The organism is Bradyrhizobium sp. NBAIM14, assembly GCF_020193895.1.
Taxonomy (GTDB): Bacteria; Pseudomonadota; Alphaproteobacteria; order Rhizobiales; family Xanthobacteraceae; genus Bradyrhizobium; species Bradyrhizobium yuanmingense.
Genome location: NZ_JADYVQ010000001.1, coordinates 1,025,113 through 1,043,422, shown reverse-complemented (window position 1 = coordinate 1,043,422; position 18,310 = coordinate 1,025,113). Strand labels below are relative to the sequence as shown.

The following is an 18,310-nucleotide window of genomic DNA, read 5'->3' as shown; positions in this document are numbered from 1 at the left end:
ATGCGCTTCCTGTTCAAGACCGACTACGAGGACGACATCAAGCTGTTCCCGCATTCGGGCTACGTCGTCACCTACGGCGTCCTGCTCGCGCTGCTGCTGATCGCGCCTCACGTGCTCTCCAGCTATCTGATGAGCCAGCTCGTCTTCGTCTGCATCTATGCGATCGTCGGCGTGGCGCTGCTGATTCTGACCGGCTTCACCGGCCAGGCCTCGCTTGGGCACGCGGCGTTCCTCGCGATCGGCGCCTACACGGCGGCGTACTTGCAGAAGTACAACGTGCCGTTCCCCGTCTACTTCCTCGCGGCTGGGCTGTTGACCGGCATCATCGGCGCGATCGTCGGCTTTCCGGCGCTGCGCCTCACCGGCATCTATCTCGTCATCGCCACCATCTCGTTTGCCCTGATCGTGGAGGAGATCCTGGCGCGATGGGAAAGCGTTACCCACGGTAACGAGGGCATGCGGGTCAAGACGCTGTCGCTGCTCGGCGTCGCCGTGCCGCGCGACAGCCCGACCTTCTATTACCTCTGCCTTGCCGTGCTGGTGCTGACCATCGTCGGCACGCTCAATCTACTACGTTCGCCGACGGGCCGCGCCTTCGTCGCGATCCGCGATTCCGAGACGGCGGCGCGCAGCATGGGCGTCAATGTCGCGCTCTACAAGGTGAAGTCGTTCGCGATCTCGGCCGCGATCACCGGCTTTGCCGGCGTCCTGTTCGCGCACAAGCTCTCCTTCATCTCGCCGGAGATGTTCACGCTTCAGCTCTCGATCGAGTTCATCATCGTGATCCTGATCGGCGGCACCTTCAGCCTGCACGGCGCCGTGCTCGGCGCGATCTTCATCGTGATGATCGACCCGTTCCTCACCTATCTCAAGGACGACATGCCCGGCATCATCGCTGGCATTGCCGCGACATTCGGCGCCGGCACGGCGACTGCGGGCAATATCCAGGCGAAGGTCGCGGCCTTCGCCTCGCTCAACGGCCTGAAGGGCGCGATCTACGGCATCATCATCGTGCTGTTCGTGCTGTTCGAGCCGCTCGGGCTCTACGGCCGCTGGCTCAAGATCAAGCTCTTCTTCCAGCTGTTCCCGCTCTACAAGCGCGCCACCTTCAAGCGGCAGAAGATCTACGTGAAGTCGGAGCGCAATCGATGAGCTATTTCCGCGCCGAGAACCTGTCGCTGCATTTCGGCGGGCTCAAGGCGGTCGATGCGGTCTCGTTCGCGGTGGAGAAGGGCGAGATCCTCTCGATCATCGGGCCGAACGGAGCCGGCAAGAGCTCGATCTTCAACTTGATCTCGCGGATCTACCGGCCGACCTCGGGCCGCATCTTCTTCGAGGACCAGGACATCACCGAGCAGCCGCCCTACGACATCGCCAAGCTCGGCATCGCCCGTACCTTCCAGAACATCGAGCTGTTCGAGAACGCGACCGTGCTGTCGAACCTTCTGGTCGGCCGCCACCGCCATTCGACCACGCAGCTGTGGCAGGAGCTCTTGTTCCTGCCGAGCGTGCGGGCCAACGAAAAGGTTCACCGCCGCCGGGTCGAGCAGGTCATCGAATTCCTCGACCTCGAACCCTATCGCGACAAGCTGATCTCGGGCCTGCCTTACGGCGTGCGCAAGGTGATCGAGCTGGCGCGCGCGCTGTGCTCGGAGCCGAAGCTGATCCTGCTGGACGAGCCGTCCTCGGGTCTCAACGTGGAGGAGACCGGCGATATGTCGTTCTGGATTCGGGACATGAGAACCGAGCTCGGCATCACGGTGCTGATGGTCGAGCACGACATGTCGCTGGTCAACCGGGTCTCCGATCGCGTCATCGCACTGAACTACGGAAGGGTGCTGGCGATGGGCTCGCCCGCTGAAGTGCAGCAGCACCCCGACGTCGTCGCCGCGTATCTGGGAGCCTGACCGATGGATGCCGCTGCGCCCCAGGATATCATCCTCAAGCTCTCCAACATTGAGAGCTATTACGGGCCGATCATGGCGATCCGCGGCATCTCGCTGGAGGTGCCGCGCGGGCGCATCGTCACGCTGCTCGGGGCCAACGGGGCCGGCAAGACCACCGTGCTGAAGACCATCTCCGGCATCCTCGATCCGCAGAAGGGCGCGATCGAGTTCATGGGCAAGCCGATCCAGCGCATGGAGGCCGACCGCATCGTGCGGCTCGGCCTCAGCCACGTGCCCGAGGGGCGCGAGGTGTTCCCGTTCCTCTCGGTGCGCGAGAACCTGATGATGGGTGCCTATCCGCGCAAGGACCGGGACGGCGTCGCGGAAGACATGGATCGCGTCTACGGCTATTTCCCGCGCCTGAAGGAGCGCATTAACCAGCCGGCGGGCCAGCTCTCCGGCGGCGAGCAGCAGATGCTCGCGATCGGGCGCGCGCTGATGAACCGGCCGACGCTGCTCTTGCTCGACGAGCCATCGCTCGGCCTGTCGCCGCTGCTGGTGAAGGAGATATTCACCATCATCCGCCGGGTCAACGAGGAGCAGGGCATGTCGATCTTGCTGGTCGAGCAGAATGCCAAGGTGGCGCTGGAAACCGCCCATTACGGCTATGTGCTGGAGATCGGCCGTATCGTGATGAACGATACCTGCGACCGCTTGATGCATTCCCAGGACATCCAGGAATTCTACCTTGGCGCCAAGGAAGCCGGCGCGCGCGGCGAGCGGCGCTGGAAAAAGAAGAAGACGTGGCGGTGAGGACGAGCTGGCAGTAAGATGAGCTTGCCCAACGTTGAGCAAAGACCGGCCGGCAAGGCAGGCAGCGGAGGGAAGGCGACAAGGAGGAGAGGTGCATGGCCCGACCGGCGGTGCTGACGGTCGCTGATACGATCGCGAAGAGCTTCTTGCGCGCCGCCGAGACGCGGGGCGACAGGCCGGCGATCCGCGAGAAGAAGTTCGGCATCTGGCAGCCGACGAGCTGGCGAGAATGGCTGGAGATCTCCAAAGAGATCGCCTACGCGCTCCGCGCCGTCGGCTTCATGCCCGGCGAGGTCGCCTCCATCATCGCCAATGCCGTGCCCGAATGGGTTTATGCCGACATGGGCATATTGTGCGCCGGCGGCGTCTCTAGCGGAATCTATCCGACCGATTCTTCGTCCCAGGTCGAGTATCTCGTCAACGACTCCGCCACGAAGGTGATCTTCGCCGAGGACGAGGAGCAGCTCGACAAGATTCTCACCTGCCGCGCGCGATGCCCCAGCTTGCAGAAGATCATCGTGTTCGACATGGAGGGCCTCAGCGGTTTCTCCGACGACATGGTGATGTCGCTGGACGAGTTTCGCGCGCTCGGCCGCAACCACATGGTCGGCCGCGAAGCGCTGTGGCAGGAGATGATCGACAGCCGCAGCGCCGGCGATCTCGCGGTCCTCGTCTATACGTCCGGCACGACCGGCCCGCCGAAAGGCGCGATGCACGCCAATCGCAGCGTCACCCACCAGATGCGGCACGCCAACGACTTCATACCTGCGCGAGAGGACGAGAACCGGCTGGTCTTCCTGCCGCTCTGCCACGTCGCAGAGCGTATCGGCGGCTATTACATCTCGGTCGCGCTCGGCTCGGTGATGAATTTTGCCGAGAGCCCGGAAACCGTGCCTGACAATCTGCGCGAGGTGCAGCCGACCGCCTTTCTGGCGGTGCCGCGCGTCTGGGAAAAATTCTATTCCGCCATCACCATCGCGCTGAAGGATGCAACGCCGCTGCAGCAATGGGTCTATCGCCGTGCCATCGGCATCGGCTACCGCATGGTCGATTGCCGGCTCGAGGGCAAGGCGCCGCCGCTGTCGCTGCGCATCGCCAACCGCATCTCCTACCTGGTCGCGTTCCGCAACATCCGCCGCATGATCGGGCTCGACCGCTGCCGCATCGCGTTCACCGGCGCAGCCCCGATCGCACCGGAGCTGATCCGCTGGTATCTGGCGCTCGGCATCGACATGCACGAGGTCTACGGTCAGACCGAGAATTGCGGGGTCGCAACCATGATGCCCGCGGACAAGATCAAGCTCGGATCGGTCGGCACCGCGGTGCCCTGGGGCGAGGTCGCGCTGTCGCCCGCCGGCGAGATCCTGATCAAGGGCGACTTCCTGTTCATGGGCTATCTGAACCAGCCGGAGAAGACCGCAGAGACGATCGATTCCCGCGGCTGGCTGCACACCGGTGACGTCGGCACCATCGACAATGAGGGCTTCGTGCGCATCACCGACCGGATGAAGGACATCATCATCACCTCGGGCGGCAAGAACATCACGCCGTCCGAGATCGAGAACCAGCTCAAGTTCTCGCCCTACATCTCCGACGCGGTCGTGATCGGCGACAAGCGGCCCTATCTCACCTGCCTCGTGATGATCGACCAGGAGAATGTTGAGAAGTTCGCCCAGGATCACGACATCCCCTTCACCAATTATGCCAGCCTGTGCCGGGCGAGGGAGATCCAGGACCTGATCGGGCGCGAGATCGAGCAGGTCAACGGCAATTTTGCCCGCGTCGAGACCATCAAGAGGTTCTACCTGATCGAGCGCCAGCTCACGCCCGAGGACGAGGAGCTGACGCCGACCATGAAGCTGAAGCGCGGCTTCGTGAACAAGCGCTACGCCGCCGAGATCGAGGCGATGTATCGCGAGCGTGCGGTGGCGTGACGAGTCGGTCCATTTCGAGAAAGCGAAGGAGCTGTGGCCCCGCCCTTCGTGCAATACGGGCCTTTAGGAGAGGAGACGTCAATGTCGAAATCGTTCAGCGCATTCGGCCTTGCTGTGGGTGCCGTGGTGCTCACCTGTCTGCCGGCCGCAGCGCAAACCAAGGTCACCAACGAGGGCATCTCGGCAACCGAGATCGTCATCGGCACTCACCAGGACCTGTCAGGCCCGATCAAGGGGTGGGGCGTTCCGGTCGCGAACGGCATGAAGATGGCGGCCGAGGAGATCAATGCGGCCGGCGGAATTCACGGCCGCAAGATCCGGCTGGTCGTCGAGGACAGCGGCTACGATCCGAAGAAGGCCGTGCTGGCGTCGCAAAAGCTGATCGAGCGCGACAAGATCTTCGCGATGGTGGGGCCGATGGGATCACCGACGGTGCTCGCCGCGCAAGACATCCTGTTCGATGCCGGTGTCCTGCAGCTGTTCCCGCTGACGGCGGCCGAATTCACGTTCAAGTTCGATCCGGCCAAGCCGCAGGAGCGCCTGAAGTTCAACAATTTGCTGCCCTATGTCGAGAGCACGCGGGCTGCGGTGAAATACATGATCGAGTGGAAGGGCTTCAAGAAGCCCTGCATCATGCATCAGGACGACGAGTACGGTAAGAACGTGCTCGATGGCTTCAATCAGCAGCTCACTGCCATGAAGGCGCAGCCGGCCTCGATCACGAGCTACAAGCGCGGCGCCTCCGATTTCAGCGCGCAGATCGCCAAGATGAAGTCAGATGGCTGCGACCTCGTCGTGCTCGGCACCGTGCTGCGCGAGACCATTGGGGCGATGACCGAAGCCAAGAAGCTCGGCTGGGACGTCACCTTCCTCGGGGCCACCCCCACGAACGTGATGGAGGTTCCTGCGCTGGGTAAGGACGCCGTCGAGGGTCTCTATGCTGCCAGCGGCTTCGAGATTCCTTATGAGGACACCGCCAAGGGCAAGGTGAAGGATTGGCTCGTCAACTACAAGAAGATGTTCAACGCCGACGCCAACACGCAAGCCATCATCGGCTACAATGCCATGATGACTTTTGCGTTCTATGCCAACAAGGCCGGCAAGGATCTCACCGGGCAGAAGATGCTCGATGCGCTCGAGTCGGGCGAGAAATTCCTCGACATCTTCAACTCGCCGCCCACCAAGTTCTCCAAGACCGACCACCTCGCCAACACCATCACCCAGGTGCAGCAGGTCAAGGGCGGCCGCTGGGTGCTGGTGAAGGACAATCTGATGTTCTGATGCGGGCTCTCTTGCGTCGAGCTCAGTGCACCCTCTCCCCTTTTGGGAGAGGGTGGATCGCCGCGAAGCGGCGAGCCGGGTGAGGGGTCTCTATCCTTCACGCACGGTCTTGCGTGCGGAGAGAACCCCTCATCCCGCGCGCTTGCGCGCGCGACCTTCTCCCACAAGGGGAGAAGGAAGAGAGAACCCTACGATCCTCCGCCCGCGGTGCCCGAATTCACCGGGGCGAGCTCGTCTTCCCGGCAGCGCCAGCCGTCGGCGGCTTTGACGAAGGCGAAGGTTCGCTGGACCCTCAGCCGGCGCGTGACGTTGAAGACGTCTGCTGGGCGCGTCTTGTTGCCGGCTCCCTGCTGCGGCCGACCCGTCGTGGCGTCCCAGCAGGTGCCGGTGCAGATGGAGGCGATCCTGCTGCACACGGTGAAGGGAGCGAGCACGGCCATTTCGATTTCGCCCGTGACCTGTGCCTCCTGGTCGGTCACCTGGCTGTCGAGCGCATAGACGCGGTTGATGCGCAGGAAGTTGCCGCAGGAATTGGCCGCATGAATCCGCGCGGCGCAGAAATCGACGGCGTCGGCGTCGGGAATGCGGGCCGCGACCTGCCGGCCGAACACTTTTTTGGGATCGCCCTTCGCGGCGCGGATTTCATCTGTCTTGCGCTTCAAATGGTCGGCGAGACAGTCCTCCGCGGATTCCAGCTCCTGCAGCGGCACGTTCTCCTTGCCGACCAGATTGCATTTGCGGTCGCGCTCGCGCGTCCACCGTCCATATTCGGCGAAGGCAAAGCGTGCCGCAGTCGGGTCCAATTTGCCGATCAGGCCGAGCACCTGGCCGTTGAGCTCGGTTTCGGCAAGCGTCAGCGAGGGGTCTGCGCAGATCACCGCGCCCGCAGCAGTGTTGGCCGCAAGGCAGTCGAAATCCGGATCGCGAACGATCGCGGCGCGCTCCTCGGTGACCTTGAGCAGGCACGCCTTGACCGTCTCGAATTGGTCGGGGCGGATCGCGGTCTGGCCGACGATGCCGCAGCTGAGGTTGCGTTGGCGGACCCAGATCGCATTCTCCTCGATAGCGGGCAGGCGATCCGGCAGGCGGGCGAGCCGCTCCTCGATCGCGATGCTCAGCTTCTCGGCGGCGGCGGCAAGCGCGGCATCACCGCAGAACAATTGGTTGCCGGGGTCGCGAATCGGCTGGCAGTTGTTCCTGGCAAACAGCGGCAGCCTGTCGGCGATCGCGCGGTCGGATTGCGCGGACGCGGGCACCGCCGGCAATGCCAGCAGCGCAAGCACAGACAGCACGATGAATCGCATTCCAAGTCGCCCCCGCACGGAAGGCGCCATGCTAGCGTCTGGTCTTGCGCGGTGAAATGGGTTTGTGGGGACGAGCAGTGGAAGGTCTGTAGCCCGGATGGAGCGCAAGCTTAATCCGGGGCCGGTGCGAGTGGTAAGAGTCCCGGATTTTGCTGCGCTCTATCCAGCTACGAACAATCAACGTGCCTCGGCGGCCGCCATCGAGACCTGCACCGGCTCGTCGACATATTTCAGCACGGCCGACTGGTGGAGCACGAACAGTGGCTGATAGCTCCGCGTCGCGTCATCCTTGACCATCGCCATGCGGCGATTGTCCAGCATCAGCCATTGCCCGTCGAGCTTTGCCGCGGCAATTGCGTGCGCCTCGCCGGCCCTGACGTCTCGCACCACAACGATGCGGAGGTCCTCAGAGGCAATTCCCGCCAGCCGCAACGCGGCCAGCTTGGCGATGGCATAGTCCTCGCAATCGCCGGTCCCGCGCGCGAAGGTCGAAAGCGGCGAGCTCCAGACGTCGTCGGTGCCATCATTGGCGGCATGGATGGCGAGATTGATGGCGCGGTTGACCTCGCCGAGCCGCGCGCGACCGTCGCGGGCGCGGGCGTGGTCGACTATGGCGAGCAGCTCGAGCGCTGCCGGTGAAGCGCAATTGTCCCGGTCGCCGTCGCACAGCGCGAGCTGCACCATGTCGTCGTCGAGCTTGTCCTTCAGCACGGACCATCTCTGCTGCAGGCTACCGGACGAGATGGCGAAGGCGAACACGCCGAACGGTTCGGCGGATTTGCGCACGAGGACGCCGGCGCCGGGCGACAGCAGCGTGCCGGCGCGAAGCTCGGCGGCCGATCCGAGCAGGATCAAGCCGCACATGACAAGGATTGCGCGCCAGGCGCGCGAGCGAGCAGCGGTCTCCATCTGACATCCCCTTCCCAGGCTTCACGAGATCCCCCTCGATCTCGACGTGCCGGGCTTTGTTGCTTTCGCGGAGATAGTGCGAGACGGGCCGTTTTGTTCTGCTTAACGCGCCCGGCAGGGGTTCCAAAACCGGGTGACAGGCTGAAATGGGCCTACCGAAATTGCGTAAAATTTTACGATTCGCCGGCTAGGAGGTGTCGCGTTGCCGCGAAATGGAGCCAATTGCAGACACAGGTTGTGGCAGTGCCGAATCTGGGTCCTATGGCTAACAACCCCCATTTCATGGGGTTCTGTTAGATAGGTCACAGATTTAACTCCGTATTTGCCGCAGGATGCTGCGGGAGCTCGCGAAGGAAAGATGATGAAAGTATCTGCTTCGTAACTATACAGCAGGTTACTTTGGATGACTGGAAATGCGTGGAAGTAGGCTGAATTCGACATACGAATATTTGAGGAATTACTTTCACTCCTCTGTCGCGGCGCCACGCCGTGGGGCCTCCCGGGGCCAAGTGATGCGAAATCACACAAGCAATAGATGGTATCGCTAAGGACTTGCTAATGCTATGCAAGCTTAGGCGGTCGATACTTACTTAAATTTTAACCCTTTATACGGTGCCCGGTTGAATTACGCTGGCCAATTTGACGGCGCGATTTCTTTGGACGGCCAGGGTTCCCGCTCGCCCGTCGGGGCAAATATCGATTCTTTTACCGCAAAGGCGAACGGTCACGCGCCCGACGGCGCGTTCGTCGTTCCCGACCCCAATCTGATCTTCAACGGCGAGTTCAAGCGTGCCGGGCTCGACCTTGTGCTGTCCCACGACGGTCATGAGTTCGTCGTTCACGATTATTTCAGGGGCGACAAGCGCGCCGCGCTCGCTTCGCCCGACGGCGCCCACCTCAGCGGCGACGTCGTCAACGCCCTCACCGGCCATGTCCAGGTTGCCCAGGCCGCGCCCGGTGCCGGTGCGGGCCAGGTCATCGGTCACGTCACCAAGCTCGTGGGAAGCGCGACCGCGATCCGCAACGGCGTCTCGGTCATCCTGAACAATGGCGACAACGTCGAGAAGGGCGACGTGGTCTCGACCGGGGCCGACTCGACGCTCGGCATCACCTTCATTGACGGCACCGTGTTCGGCCTGTCCTCCAACGCGCGGATGGTGCTGAACGAGATGGTCTACGACCCCAACGGGTCGAACAATTCCTCGCTGCTCAGCCTGGTCGCGGGCACCATCACCTTCGTCGCCGGCGAAACCGCCAAGCGCGGCGACATGAAGGTCGACACGCCGGTCGCCACCATGGGCATCCGCGGCACGGCGGTGCTGACCCAGATCAACTTCGTCGTTCCCGCCGGCGGCGGCGATCCGCAGCCGCAGGCGAGCTTCCAGGTGCTGGTCGAGCCGAACGGCACGACCGGCTCCTACATCCTGTTCGACAAGGTCACGCTGCTGCCGATCGCGACGGTCAACCAGGCCGGCCAGATGATCCAGATCAGCGGCGGCAACGTCTCGATCACCAATGCACTGATGTCGCCGGAGGTGCAGAAGCTGATCACGGACGTGTTCACGCTGAAGTTTACCGACAACAACACCAACACCAAGCTGACCACGAACTACACCGATACGATCACGCCGTTCGGCTATGAGGTGTTACTCAAATCGTCGTCCGGCCCTAGCGCCACCGCAACATTCGTCAATCTCAATCCGCAGGGATCGGAGACGCCCACCACCTCCACGCCGCTCATCGTACGCATTCCCGGCCAGCCGATCGCGCAGAGCTTCGACGCGAGCGGCAACGTGAAGACGGCGTTCGCGTTGACGGAGCGTGCGGACACGACCGGCGACACGCGCGCCGACACGATTTCCGGCGTGATCAGGTTCGTCGATCAGAACCTCGGCGACCGGCCGACGGTGAGCATCAGCCTCGCCGAGGCGCCGAACTACGTCTACAAAACTGCGGGCCAGAACGACGTCACCGGCTCCCTCTCGGAGCTCCAGAAGCAGGGCATCGCGGCGACGCAGATCCAGATCAGCGTCGTCCCTGACCCCGCCAACAACAACAACGGCTCGGCGGTCTGGACCTACACGATCCCCGACCACGTCTTCGACTTCCTCGCGGCCGGCGAAACCCTGACGCTGACCTACATGGTCCGCGTCGACACCAATTTCACGGTGAACCCCGAGTCCAGGTTCATCCCGATCACCATCACGATCACGGGAACGAACGACAAGCCTACCGTTGCGACGTCAGGCGGCACCGTCGTCGAACAGGTCGGGACCGGCAACGAGGCGCTGGACATCATCACGGGCACGGTCACCTTCACCGACGTCGATCTGACGGACCGGCCGATCGTGAGCGCGGCGCTCTCGTCCGTCGAGCCGTTCAAATATCTCGATGCCGAAGGCAACGATATCACTGCGTCCCTGACGCCGGAGCAACTCGCGGCGATCGCTGCCGTCAAAGTGCCGCTGACCGTGGTTCAGGGTGCCGGAAACAGCAACAACGGCACGGCCACCTGGACCTACAGCGTTCCCGACCATCTCTTCGACTTCCTGGCCGAGGACGAGAAGCTGATCCTCAACTACGTGGTGCAGGTCGATGACGGGCACGGCGGCGTCGTCAGCACGCCGATCACCGTGTCCATCGACGGTGCGGACGTCAATGTCGAGGGCACCAACGACGTGCCGACGATCGTCGAGGACTCGACGACGCCCACCGGAGAAGTGACAGAGGATACGGCGGCAACCCTGACGGCGAACGGCACCGTCGCCTTCAACGACCCCGATCTCACGGATACGCACACTGCCAGTTACGTCCTGAAGTCGACGACGTCGAACGCGCATCTGCCCGGCTTCGGCAGCGGCACCTCGCATATCGGGACCTTCGCGCTGACCGCGGTGAGCGAGAGTCCGGGTGTCAGCACGCGCGGATCAGTGGGTTGGACCTTCACGCTCAACGACAACGATCCGGTGCTGCAGTCGCTGGCCGAAGGCCAGACCATCACCCAAGTCTACACCGTGACCGTCGACGACCATCACGGTGGCACCGTCACCCGGGACGTCACGGTCACCATCACCGGCACCAATGACACGCCGACCATCACGAGTGATGCAGACGCTGCAAAGGGCAGCGTCACCGAGGATGCCTGCGCGACGCTGTCGATCGAGGGCACGCTCGCGATTCAGGATCTCGATCTGATCGACACCCACACCGCGCAGGCCGCATTCAAGTCGGCGACGTCGAACGCGCATCTGCCGGGCTTCGATGGTAATGCGCCGCTCGGCACCTTCACGATCGATTGCGAGGTCGCGGAGTTCAACACCGATACCGACAACAGCGCGACGCTGGGCTGGCACTTCAGCCTCGACAACGACAATGCGGTGCTGCAATCGCTGGCGCATGGCCAGACCATCACCCAGGTCTACACCGTCACCTTTACTGACGATCACGGTGCGCAGGTCTCCCAGGACGTCACTGTCACGATCAACGGCGCCAACGACGCGCCGACGATCACGAGCGATCCCGAGGCGGCAACGGGTGCGGTTACCGAGGATGACGGCGCCTCGCTGACGACCAGCGGTACGCTGGCGATCCAGGACGTTGACCTGATCGACACCCATACGGCGCAGGTGCAGTTCAAGTCATCGTCCGTCAGTTCGGCTCTGCCGGGATTCGAGGACGACAGCACGAATATCGGCACCTTCTCCATCGGCGCGGTGTCCGAATCCAACGCCGACACCAGCACCGGCGCGACGCTCGACTGGCACTTCACGCTCGACAACAACGATCCCGTGCTGCAGTCGCTGGCGGAAGGGCAGACCATAACTCAGGTCTACACCGTCACCTTCAAGGACAATCACAACGCGACTGTCACGCAAGACGTCACTGTCACCATCACCGGCACCAACGATGCGCCGACCGTCTCCTATGTGACGTCGGACTACATGAACTTCGACGGTGCGACCATCGCGGTCGGCGACGTACCGACGGTCGCCACCGACGACGTGACGCTGGACGGCTGGGTGAACTGGAACGGAGACGCTGCCTCCGCCAGCCAGGTCTTGTTCTACAATGGCAATACCTCGACCACCGGTTTCGGCCTCATGGGCACTGTCATCAGCGGCAAGCTGGAGATCGCGATTCTCGAGGGCGGCGTCGAGATCCAGGATACCGGCTTCGCGCTTACTGCGGGGCAATGGCATAACCTCGCCTTGACGCGTGACGACGGCATCTTCACGCTTTATGTCGATGGCAACGCCGTCTATTCCCACAGTGGCGGCGTCAACGCGATCGCTGGCGCTCAGGAGCCGTCCTACATGATGATCGGAGCGGCGAGCGGCAGGTACGCTCCGGGCTTCGGTACGCAAGGCTTCACCGGCTCGATCGCCGATGTCAGCGTCTGGACCACCGCACTCACGCAGGCGCAAATCCAGTCGTACGACTTCACCGCGCTCACCGGCAACGAGGCCAATCTGGCCGCCTATTATACGCTTGGCGACGGCAGCGGGAGCACGGCCTCCAACACGGTCAACCCAACCAAGAGCCTCGCCATTGAAGGTGATGCGGATTGGGCCAGCGGGACCTCCGGGCCGGGCGGCGCATTTGCCGATCTGACGGAGACCAATGGCGGCCAGCTCTCGCATGGCGTGCTGGCGGTCTCCGACGTCGACGCGACCGATCACGTCACGGTATCGGTCGATGCGGTGCAGGTTAAGCTCGACAACGTGTTGCAAACGGGCAGCGTCGGCGGGCTGTCGCATGCCGATCTCCTGAACTATCTGACCGTGCCGTCCGGCGACATTCTCAACGGCACGGCGACCCACGCCCAGTTTACCTGGCAATTCAACTCGGCCGGCCAGGCCTTCGACTTCCTCGCCGCCGGTCAGACGCTATCGCTGCAATACACCATCGTTCCGTCGGATGCTCAGGGCTTTGGAACTAGCGCGGTCGTGACCATCAACATCACCGGCACGAACGACGCACCGACGCTGTCCGATCTCCACATCGGCCCGCTCACGGACACCGCTGACGACGACACCTTCTCCAATCTCACCGGGCAACTGGCGGGGACCGACGCCGACAGCGGTGAGACGGCGACGCTGACCTATGCCGTCCTCAATTCAGATCACCAGGCGGCCACGACGGTCGCGGGACTCTACGGCTCGCTGACGGTCAATTCCAACGGCAGCTACAGCTACGTTCCGAATGATGCTGCGATCAATGCGTTGGCGGACGGATCGTATGTCGATACGTTCACGGTCCAGACCACGGATATCCATGGTGCGACCGACACGGCAACGCTCAAGGTGAACGTGACCGGTGCGGACGACGGTGCGGGCCCGGTCATCAACACCGAGAGCTTCCAGGTCGAGCACATCACCGAGAACAGCAACGAGATCATTACCGACCTCGTCGTCATGGACGCCGATCCCGGCGCTGCGACGGACACTTTCACGGTCACGCTGTCGACCGCGAATCCGGACGTCAGCCTCGCAAGTGTTTATCCGACGACCGGCACGCTCGAGCAGATCAACACCGCCCTCGCGCAAGGCGCGGGCATCGTCTACGAGCCGACCGGCGCTGATCCCGAGGCGGGACTGCCAGCCACCGATCAGATCACGCTGACCGTTGCCGATTCGGCGGGCCGCTCGGACACGGTGAACTTCATCTTCGTCGAAGGAGCCGAGAGCCAGGGCATGACCCTGCAAGGTACCGCCGGCAAGGACGTCATTTTCGCGACCGAGTCGAGTGATACGCTGATCGGCGGCAGTGCCAAGGATCAGTTCGTATTCGCACCGGCCTCGTCGCAGGATTCGGTTCAGCACACCGTGAATGATTTCGAGTACGGCCTCGACAAGCTCGACCTGCGGCAGTTCAGCGGCATCAGCTCCTTGAACGACCTTGCCCCGACCGCCGCGCAGGATGGCGGCACGTTGCTTACGCTGGATAGCCACGAGACGATCCTGCTCAAGGGTGTCGCCGTCGCGAATCTCCAGTCCAGCGATTTCATCTTCGGCACTCACGTCGGCTAGTGGAAGCAGGCGGCGCTTCCGGTTTGCACCTCGACCGCGGCAAAAAATCCATAATCCTCAGCACTCGGGGAATAGCCAATCGCACGCCGACGCTTCATGATCGGTGCGCCCGGCATGATCTGGGTCAGGAAGTCTGACTGGCATGAAGCGTTTCAAAATCCTGCGGCGGTGGTTTGCGCGGAAGTTTGGCCTTGCGCGGCTGATCTGCCTTGCGCTGCTGGTCTTGTTCGCAGGCGCGCGCCTGTGGGATCCGCCGCCGATCCAGGAATTGCGGCTGCGCACCTTCGACATGTTTCAATTGATCGATCCGCGCGAGAAGGCGGCGCGGCCGGTCGTCATCGTCGATATCGACGACAAGAGCCTCACCAGACTCGGACAGTGGCCGTGGCCGCGCACGCGCATCGCCGACATGGTCCAGAACCTCACCAAGAACGGCGCGGTGGCGATCGGCTTCGACATGGTCTTCTCCGAAGCCGACCGGCTCAACCCGGAGCAGGTCGCGAGCCAGATGCGCTATCTCGACGACGCGACCCGCGCCAAGCTGCGTGAGCTGCCGAGCAACGATCAGATCCTCGCCGAGGCGATCAAGCGCTCGCACGTCGTGCTGGGCGAGACCGGGCTTCCGGAGGTCTTGTCCGAGCTCGACAAGTCGCTGCCGTTCACGGGGGTTGCAACGGTGGGGGAGGACGGGGCCGAGCGTTTCCTGTTCGAATTCCCCGGCCTGCTCCGCAACGTGCCGGTCATCGAGAGGGCAGCGGCCGGCCGCGGCCTGTTCTCGATCCGGACCGAGCGTGACGGATTGATCCGCCGCGTGCCGATGATCATGCGCGCCCAGGGCAACATCATGCCCTCGCTCAGCCTCGAGATCCTGCGCGTCGTCACGGGCACGCCGACCCTGCTGGTCCGTACCGACAAGACGGGCATCAAGTCGATCCGCCTCAAGGGTTTGGAGGTTCCGACCGACAAGAACGGTCAGCTCTGGGTGCACTATGCCCGCCGGGATCCTTCGATCTACGTCTCCGCGGTCGACGTGCTCGACAATGCGGTGCCGCCCACGAGGTTTGCCGGCAAGCTGGTGCTGGTCGGCACCTCCGCGGGCGGCTTGAACGACATCAAGACCACGCCGGTATCCCGGGCCATGCCGGGTGTCGAGATCCATGCCCAGGTGCTGGAGGGCGTGCTGAGCCGCGCGGTGATCTCGCAGCCGAACTATGCGCTGGGCGTCGAGCTGATCGCGGCGCTGATCATCGGCCTGCTCGTCATCATCTTCACGCCGAATCTCGGCCCCGTCCGCCTCGTGCTGGTTGGAGCGGCCTTCGCGGCCATCCTGATCGGCGTGTCCTGGTTCTCCTACACGCAGCACCGTTATCTCATCGACTTCACCTATCCGCTGCTGTCGACGACCGCAGTCTACCTGACGCTGATCTTTGCGAGCTTCGTGCGCGAGCAGCGCCAGCGCGTGCAGATCCGCGGGCAATTCGCGCAATATATGTCGCCTGTGCTGGTCGAGCAGCTGGCGCAGTCGCCGGAAAAGCTCGTGCTCGGCGGCGAGGAACGCGAGATGACGATCATGTTCTCCGACGTGCGCGGCTTCACCACGATCTCCGAGAGCTACAAGCACGATCCGCAGGGGCTGATCGAGCTGATGAACCGCTTCCTGACGCCGCTGACCGACGTCATCATCGACCGCAAGGGCTATATCGACAAGTACATGGGCGACGCCATCATGGCGTTCTGGAACGCGCCGCTCGACGACGCCGAGCACGAGATCAACGCCTGCGAAGCCGCGATCCAGATGCTCGAGCAGATCGACGAGGTCAACAAGGAGCGCGAGCAGGAGGCCGCCGACGGCGGCCACGTCTATATCCCGCTCAATGTCGGCATCGGTCTCAACACCGGCATCGGCGTGGTCGGCAACATGGGGTCCGACCTGAAGAAGAACTATTCGGTGCTCGGCGACAGCGTGAACCTGGCCTCGCGCCTCGAGGGCCAGTCGAAGGCATACGGATTTCCGATCATCGTGGGCTCGCGCACGGCACTCGCTGCCAAGGAGAAATTCGCGATCCTCGAGCTCGACTTCATCATGGTCAAGGGCAAGACCGAGCCGGAAGTGATCTACGCCATCGCCGGCCGCGAGGACGTGATGCATTCGGCCGCGTTCCAGCGCCTGCGCAACATCACCATCGAGATGCTCGGCTGCTACCGCAGCCGCGACTGGCAGGGCGCCCTGGATGCCATCGAGCGCGGCCGCAAGAGCGAGGACGCCGACACGCTGGAGAAGCTGTTCAGGCTTTACGAGGCGCGGATCAAGGATTTCCAGATCGATCCGCCGCCGGAGGGCTGGACCGGCGCCTATGCCCTGCTGACCAAGTAGTCGTCACGGTCACCGCTCGTGCAGGGTGGGCAAAACATAGCATGCCTACCATATGCAGGTGCATCGAGGTAAGTATGGTGGTGGGACGGCGCTTGGCGCCTCTGCCCAACCAAAAGAAAAAAGGGCGAGCTGAGTGATGGACGCACAAGTGAGACAGAACGACCGCATCGGGGTGCTCGAAGAGCTCCTCAACGAGCGCTACTCCGTTCGCGCATTTCTCCCCAAGGAGGTCGATCGCGCCACCATCGAGCATGTGCTGGCGACCGCGCAGCGCACGGCGTCCTGGTGCAACAGCCAGCCCTGGCAGGTCATCATCGCCAGCGGCGAGGCCAAGGAGCGCTTTCGCAAGGCGATCTACGCGGAGGCCTCGAAGGGCCTCGGCGATGACTACGACTTCACGCCACCGCGCGAATATGTCGGGGTCTATCTCGATCGCCGCCGCGAGAGCGGCTTCCAGCTCTACAACACGCTCGGCATCGCCCGCGGCGACAAGGCGGCCTATGCCAAGCAGGCGCTGGAGAACTACAATTTCTTCGGCGCACCGCATGTCGCCATCATCCACACCAACGAGCCGCTCGGCATCTACGGTGCGATCGATTGCGGCGCCTATGTCTCCAACTTCGTGCTGGCGGCGCAGGCGCTCGGGCTCGGCACCATTCCGCAGGCCGCGCTGGCGCGGCATTCCGGCCTGATCCGCCGCCACTTCGATCTGCCCGATGACCGCCGTGTCGTCTGCGGCATCTCGTTCGGCTATGCGGACCATGCGCACAAGGTCAACAGCTACCGCACCTCGCGGGCGAGCGTGGCCGAGACCGCAACATTCGTGGATGTGTGATCGCGACGTAAGCCGGACGCATCGCGCGCGAAGACAGCCGTGGAAGCGGCCGTCTTCGTCTCGTTCCGGTGCGATTGACGGCGGCGGTCAGCCGCCGCTGCCGCCGATCACGGCCCGCACGGTCTCGTCAGGCCCAAAATCCTCGGCGCCGTCGACATAGAGCAGCGCGGCGAGCTTCGAGCGGGCGCGGTTCACGCGGCTCTTGATGGTGCCGACTGCGCAGCCGCAGATCGAGGCCGCGTCCTCATAGGAGAAGCCGGACGCGCCGACCAGGATCAAGGCTTCACGCTGATCCTGCGGAAGCTTGTCGAGCGCGGTGCGAAACTCCTCGAATTCGAGGTGCGCATTCTGCGAGGGCTGGGTCTTCAGCGTCTTGGCGTAATTGCCCTCGGCATCTTCGACCTCGCGCCGCCGCTTGCGATAGTCCGACCGGAACAAATTGCGCAGGATCGTGAATAGCCAGGCCGGCAGGTTGGAGCCGGGCTGGAACGAGTCGATGTTGGCGAGCGCACGCAGCAGCGTCTCCTGGACCAAATCGTCGGCGCGGTCCGCATTGCCGCTGAGCGAGATGGCGAAGGCGCGCAGACTAGGCACGGCCGCCAAGATGTCGTTACGCAGGGAGTCCGTGAGAGGCATTAATCCCTCCCATTGTTGTTGTCGTTGGATCCGCCCTCATTTTCTACGTGGGGTGACGCTCCCGGCGCATCAAGCTTCTTGATCAGTTCTGCGAACCGATCCGGAACCCCCTGTCGCACGACATCGTCGTACATGGCGCGCAACTGGTGCCCGATCCGGGATTGAATCTCCGGAGTCAGGCCTCCCTTGCCGGGGGTCGTGCTTCTGCTGGCTTGAGACTTGAGATCTTTCATGACCTGTTCCACGTTTCCCCGAGTTAAGTGACTGTAAAATCGAGAAGTTTTCTCAACCGGGAGCCGTTCCCTGGAT

General features: G+C 63.2%; 12 protein-coding genes. 8 read left to right on the top strand and 4 right to left on the bottom strand.

Annotated elements, in window-relative coordinates; genetic code table 11:
* The 5 genes from I6F28_RS04850 (at position 1) to I6F28_RS04830 (ending at position 5,914) form a co-directional block, all read left to right on the top strand.
* Positions 1–1,152: a branched-chain amino acid ABC transporter permease gene (locus I6F28_RS04850; protein WP_109142365.1), complete on the top strand. Its 1,152-nt coding sequence runs from the start codon at positions 1–3 to the stop codon at positions 1,150–1,152.
* Positions 1,149–1,907 (top strand): ABC transporter ATP-binding protein, encoded by a 759-nt coding sequence (locus I6F28_RS04845; protein WP_035997604.1) that lies wholly within the window; start codon positions 1,149–1,151, stop codon positions 1,905–1,907. The genes I6F28_RS04850 and I6F28_RS04845 overlap by 4 nt, the downstream gene beginning before the upstream one ends.
* Before the next feature lie 3 nt (positions 1,908–1,910).
* On the top strand, positions 1,911–2,699 hold the full coding sequence (locus I6F28_RS04840) for an ABC transporter ATP-binding protein (RefSeq protein ID WP_057028237.1): 789 nt from the start codon (positions 1,911–1,913) through the stop codon (positions 2,697–2,699).
* Positions 2,700–2,794: 95 nt separating this feature from the next.
* Positions 2,795–4,633 carry an AMP-dependent synthetase/ligase gene (locus tag I6F28_RS04835; RefSeq protein ID WP_225139363.1) on the top strand — a complete coding sequence of 613 codons (1,839 nt, stop codon included), beginning with the start codon at positions 2,795–2,797 and terminating at the stop codon, positions 4,631–4,633.
* Between the two features lie 81 nt (positions 4,634–4,714).
* A complete protein-coding gene (locus tag I6F28_RS04830) occupies positions 4,715–5,914 on the top strand; it encodes an ABC transporter substrate-binding protein (protein ID WP_035997612.1) in 1,200 nt (399 codons plus the stop codon).
* A 188-nt stretch (positions 5,915–6,102) separates the two neighbouring features.
* On the opposite strand, the gene I6F28_RS04825 is transcribed toward I6F28_RS04830, so the two are convergent.
* Entirely contained in the window at positions 6,103–7,218 is a 1,116-nt protein-coding gene (locus I6F28_RS04825) for a lysozyme inhibitor LprI family protein (RefSeq protein WP_035997615.1), read from the bottom strand.
* 177 nt (positions 7,219–7,395) lie between these two features.
* Positions 7,396–8,127, bottom strand: a complete 732-nt coding sequence (locus I6F28_RS04820) for a transglutaminase-like cysteine peptidase (RefSeq protein WP_036021290.1) — start codon at positions 8,125–8,127, stop codon at positions 7,396–7,398.
* 620 nt (positions 8,128–8,747) lie between these two features.
* Between I6F28_RS04820 and I6F28_RS04815 the strand changes: the two genes are divergently transcribed.
* From I6F28_RS04815 to I6F28_RS04805, 3 genes are all read left to right on the top strand, one after another.
* Complete coding sequence (locus tag I6F28_RS04815; RefSeq protein WP_524536094.1) at positions 8,748–14,156, top strand: VCBS domain-containing protein; 5,409 nt, start codon at positions 8,748–8,750, stop codon at positions 14,154–14,156.
* Between the two features lie 142 nt (positions 14,157–14,298).
* Positions 14,299–16,530: a CHASE2 domain-containing protein gene (locus I6F28_RS04810; RefSeq protein WP_225126509.1), complete on the top strand. Its 2,232-nt coding sequence runs from the start codon at positions 14,299–14,301 to the stop codon at positions 16,528–16,530.
* 136 nt (positions 16,531–16,666) lie between these two features.
* Positions 16,667–17,365 (top strand): nitroreductase, encoded by a 699-nt coding sequence (locus I6F28_RS04805; RefSeq protein ID WP_035997645.1) that lies wholly within the window; start codon positions 16,667–16,669, stop codon positions 17,363–17,365.
* Positions 17,366–17,452: 87 nt separating this feature from the next.
* Here the strand turns inward: I6F28_RS04805 and I6F28_RS04800 are convergent, their stop codons facing one another.
* Both I6F28_RS04800 and I6F28_RS04795 read right to left on the bottom strand, forming a co-directional pair.
* Complete coding sequence (locus I6F28_RS04800) at positions 17,453–18,001, bottom strand: sigma-70 family RNA polymerase sigma factor (RefSeq protein ID WP_018316216.1); 549 nt, start codon at positions 17,999–18,001, stop codon at positions 17,453–17,455.
* Positions 18,001–18,234: a NepR family anti-sigma factor gene (locus I6F28_RS04795; RefSeq protein ID WP_025032292.1), complete on the bottom strand. Its 234-nt coding sequence runs from the start codon at positions 18,232–18,234 to the stop codon at positions 18,001–18,003. Before I6F28_RS04795 ends, I6F28_RS04800 begins: the two co-directional genes overlap by 1 nt.
* Positions 18,235–18,310: the final 76 nt, after the last annotated feature.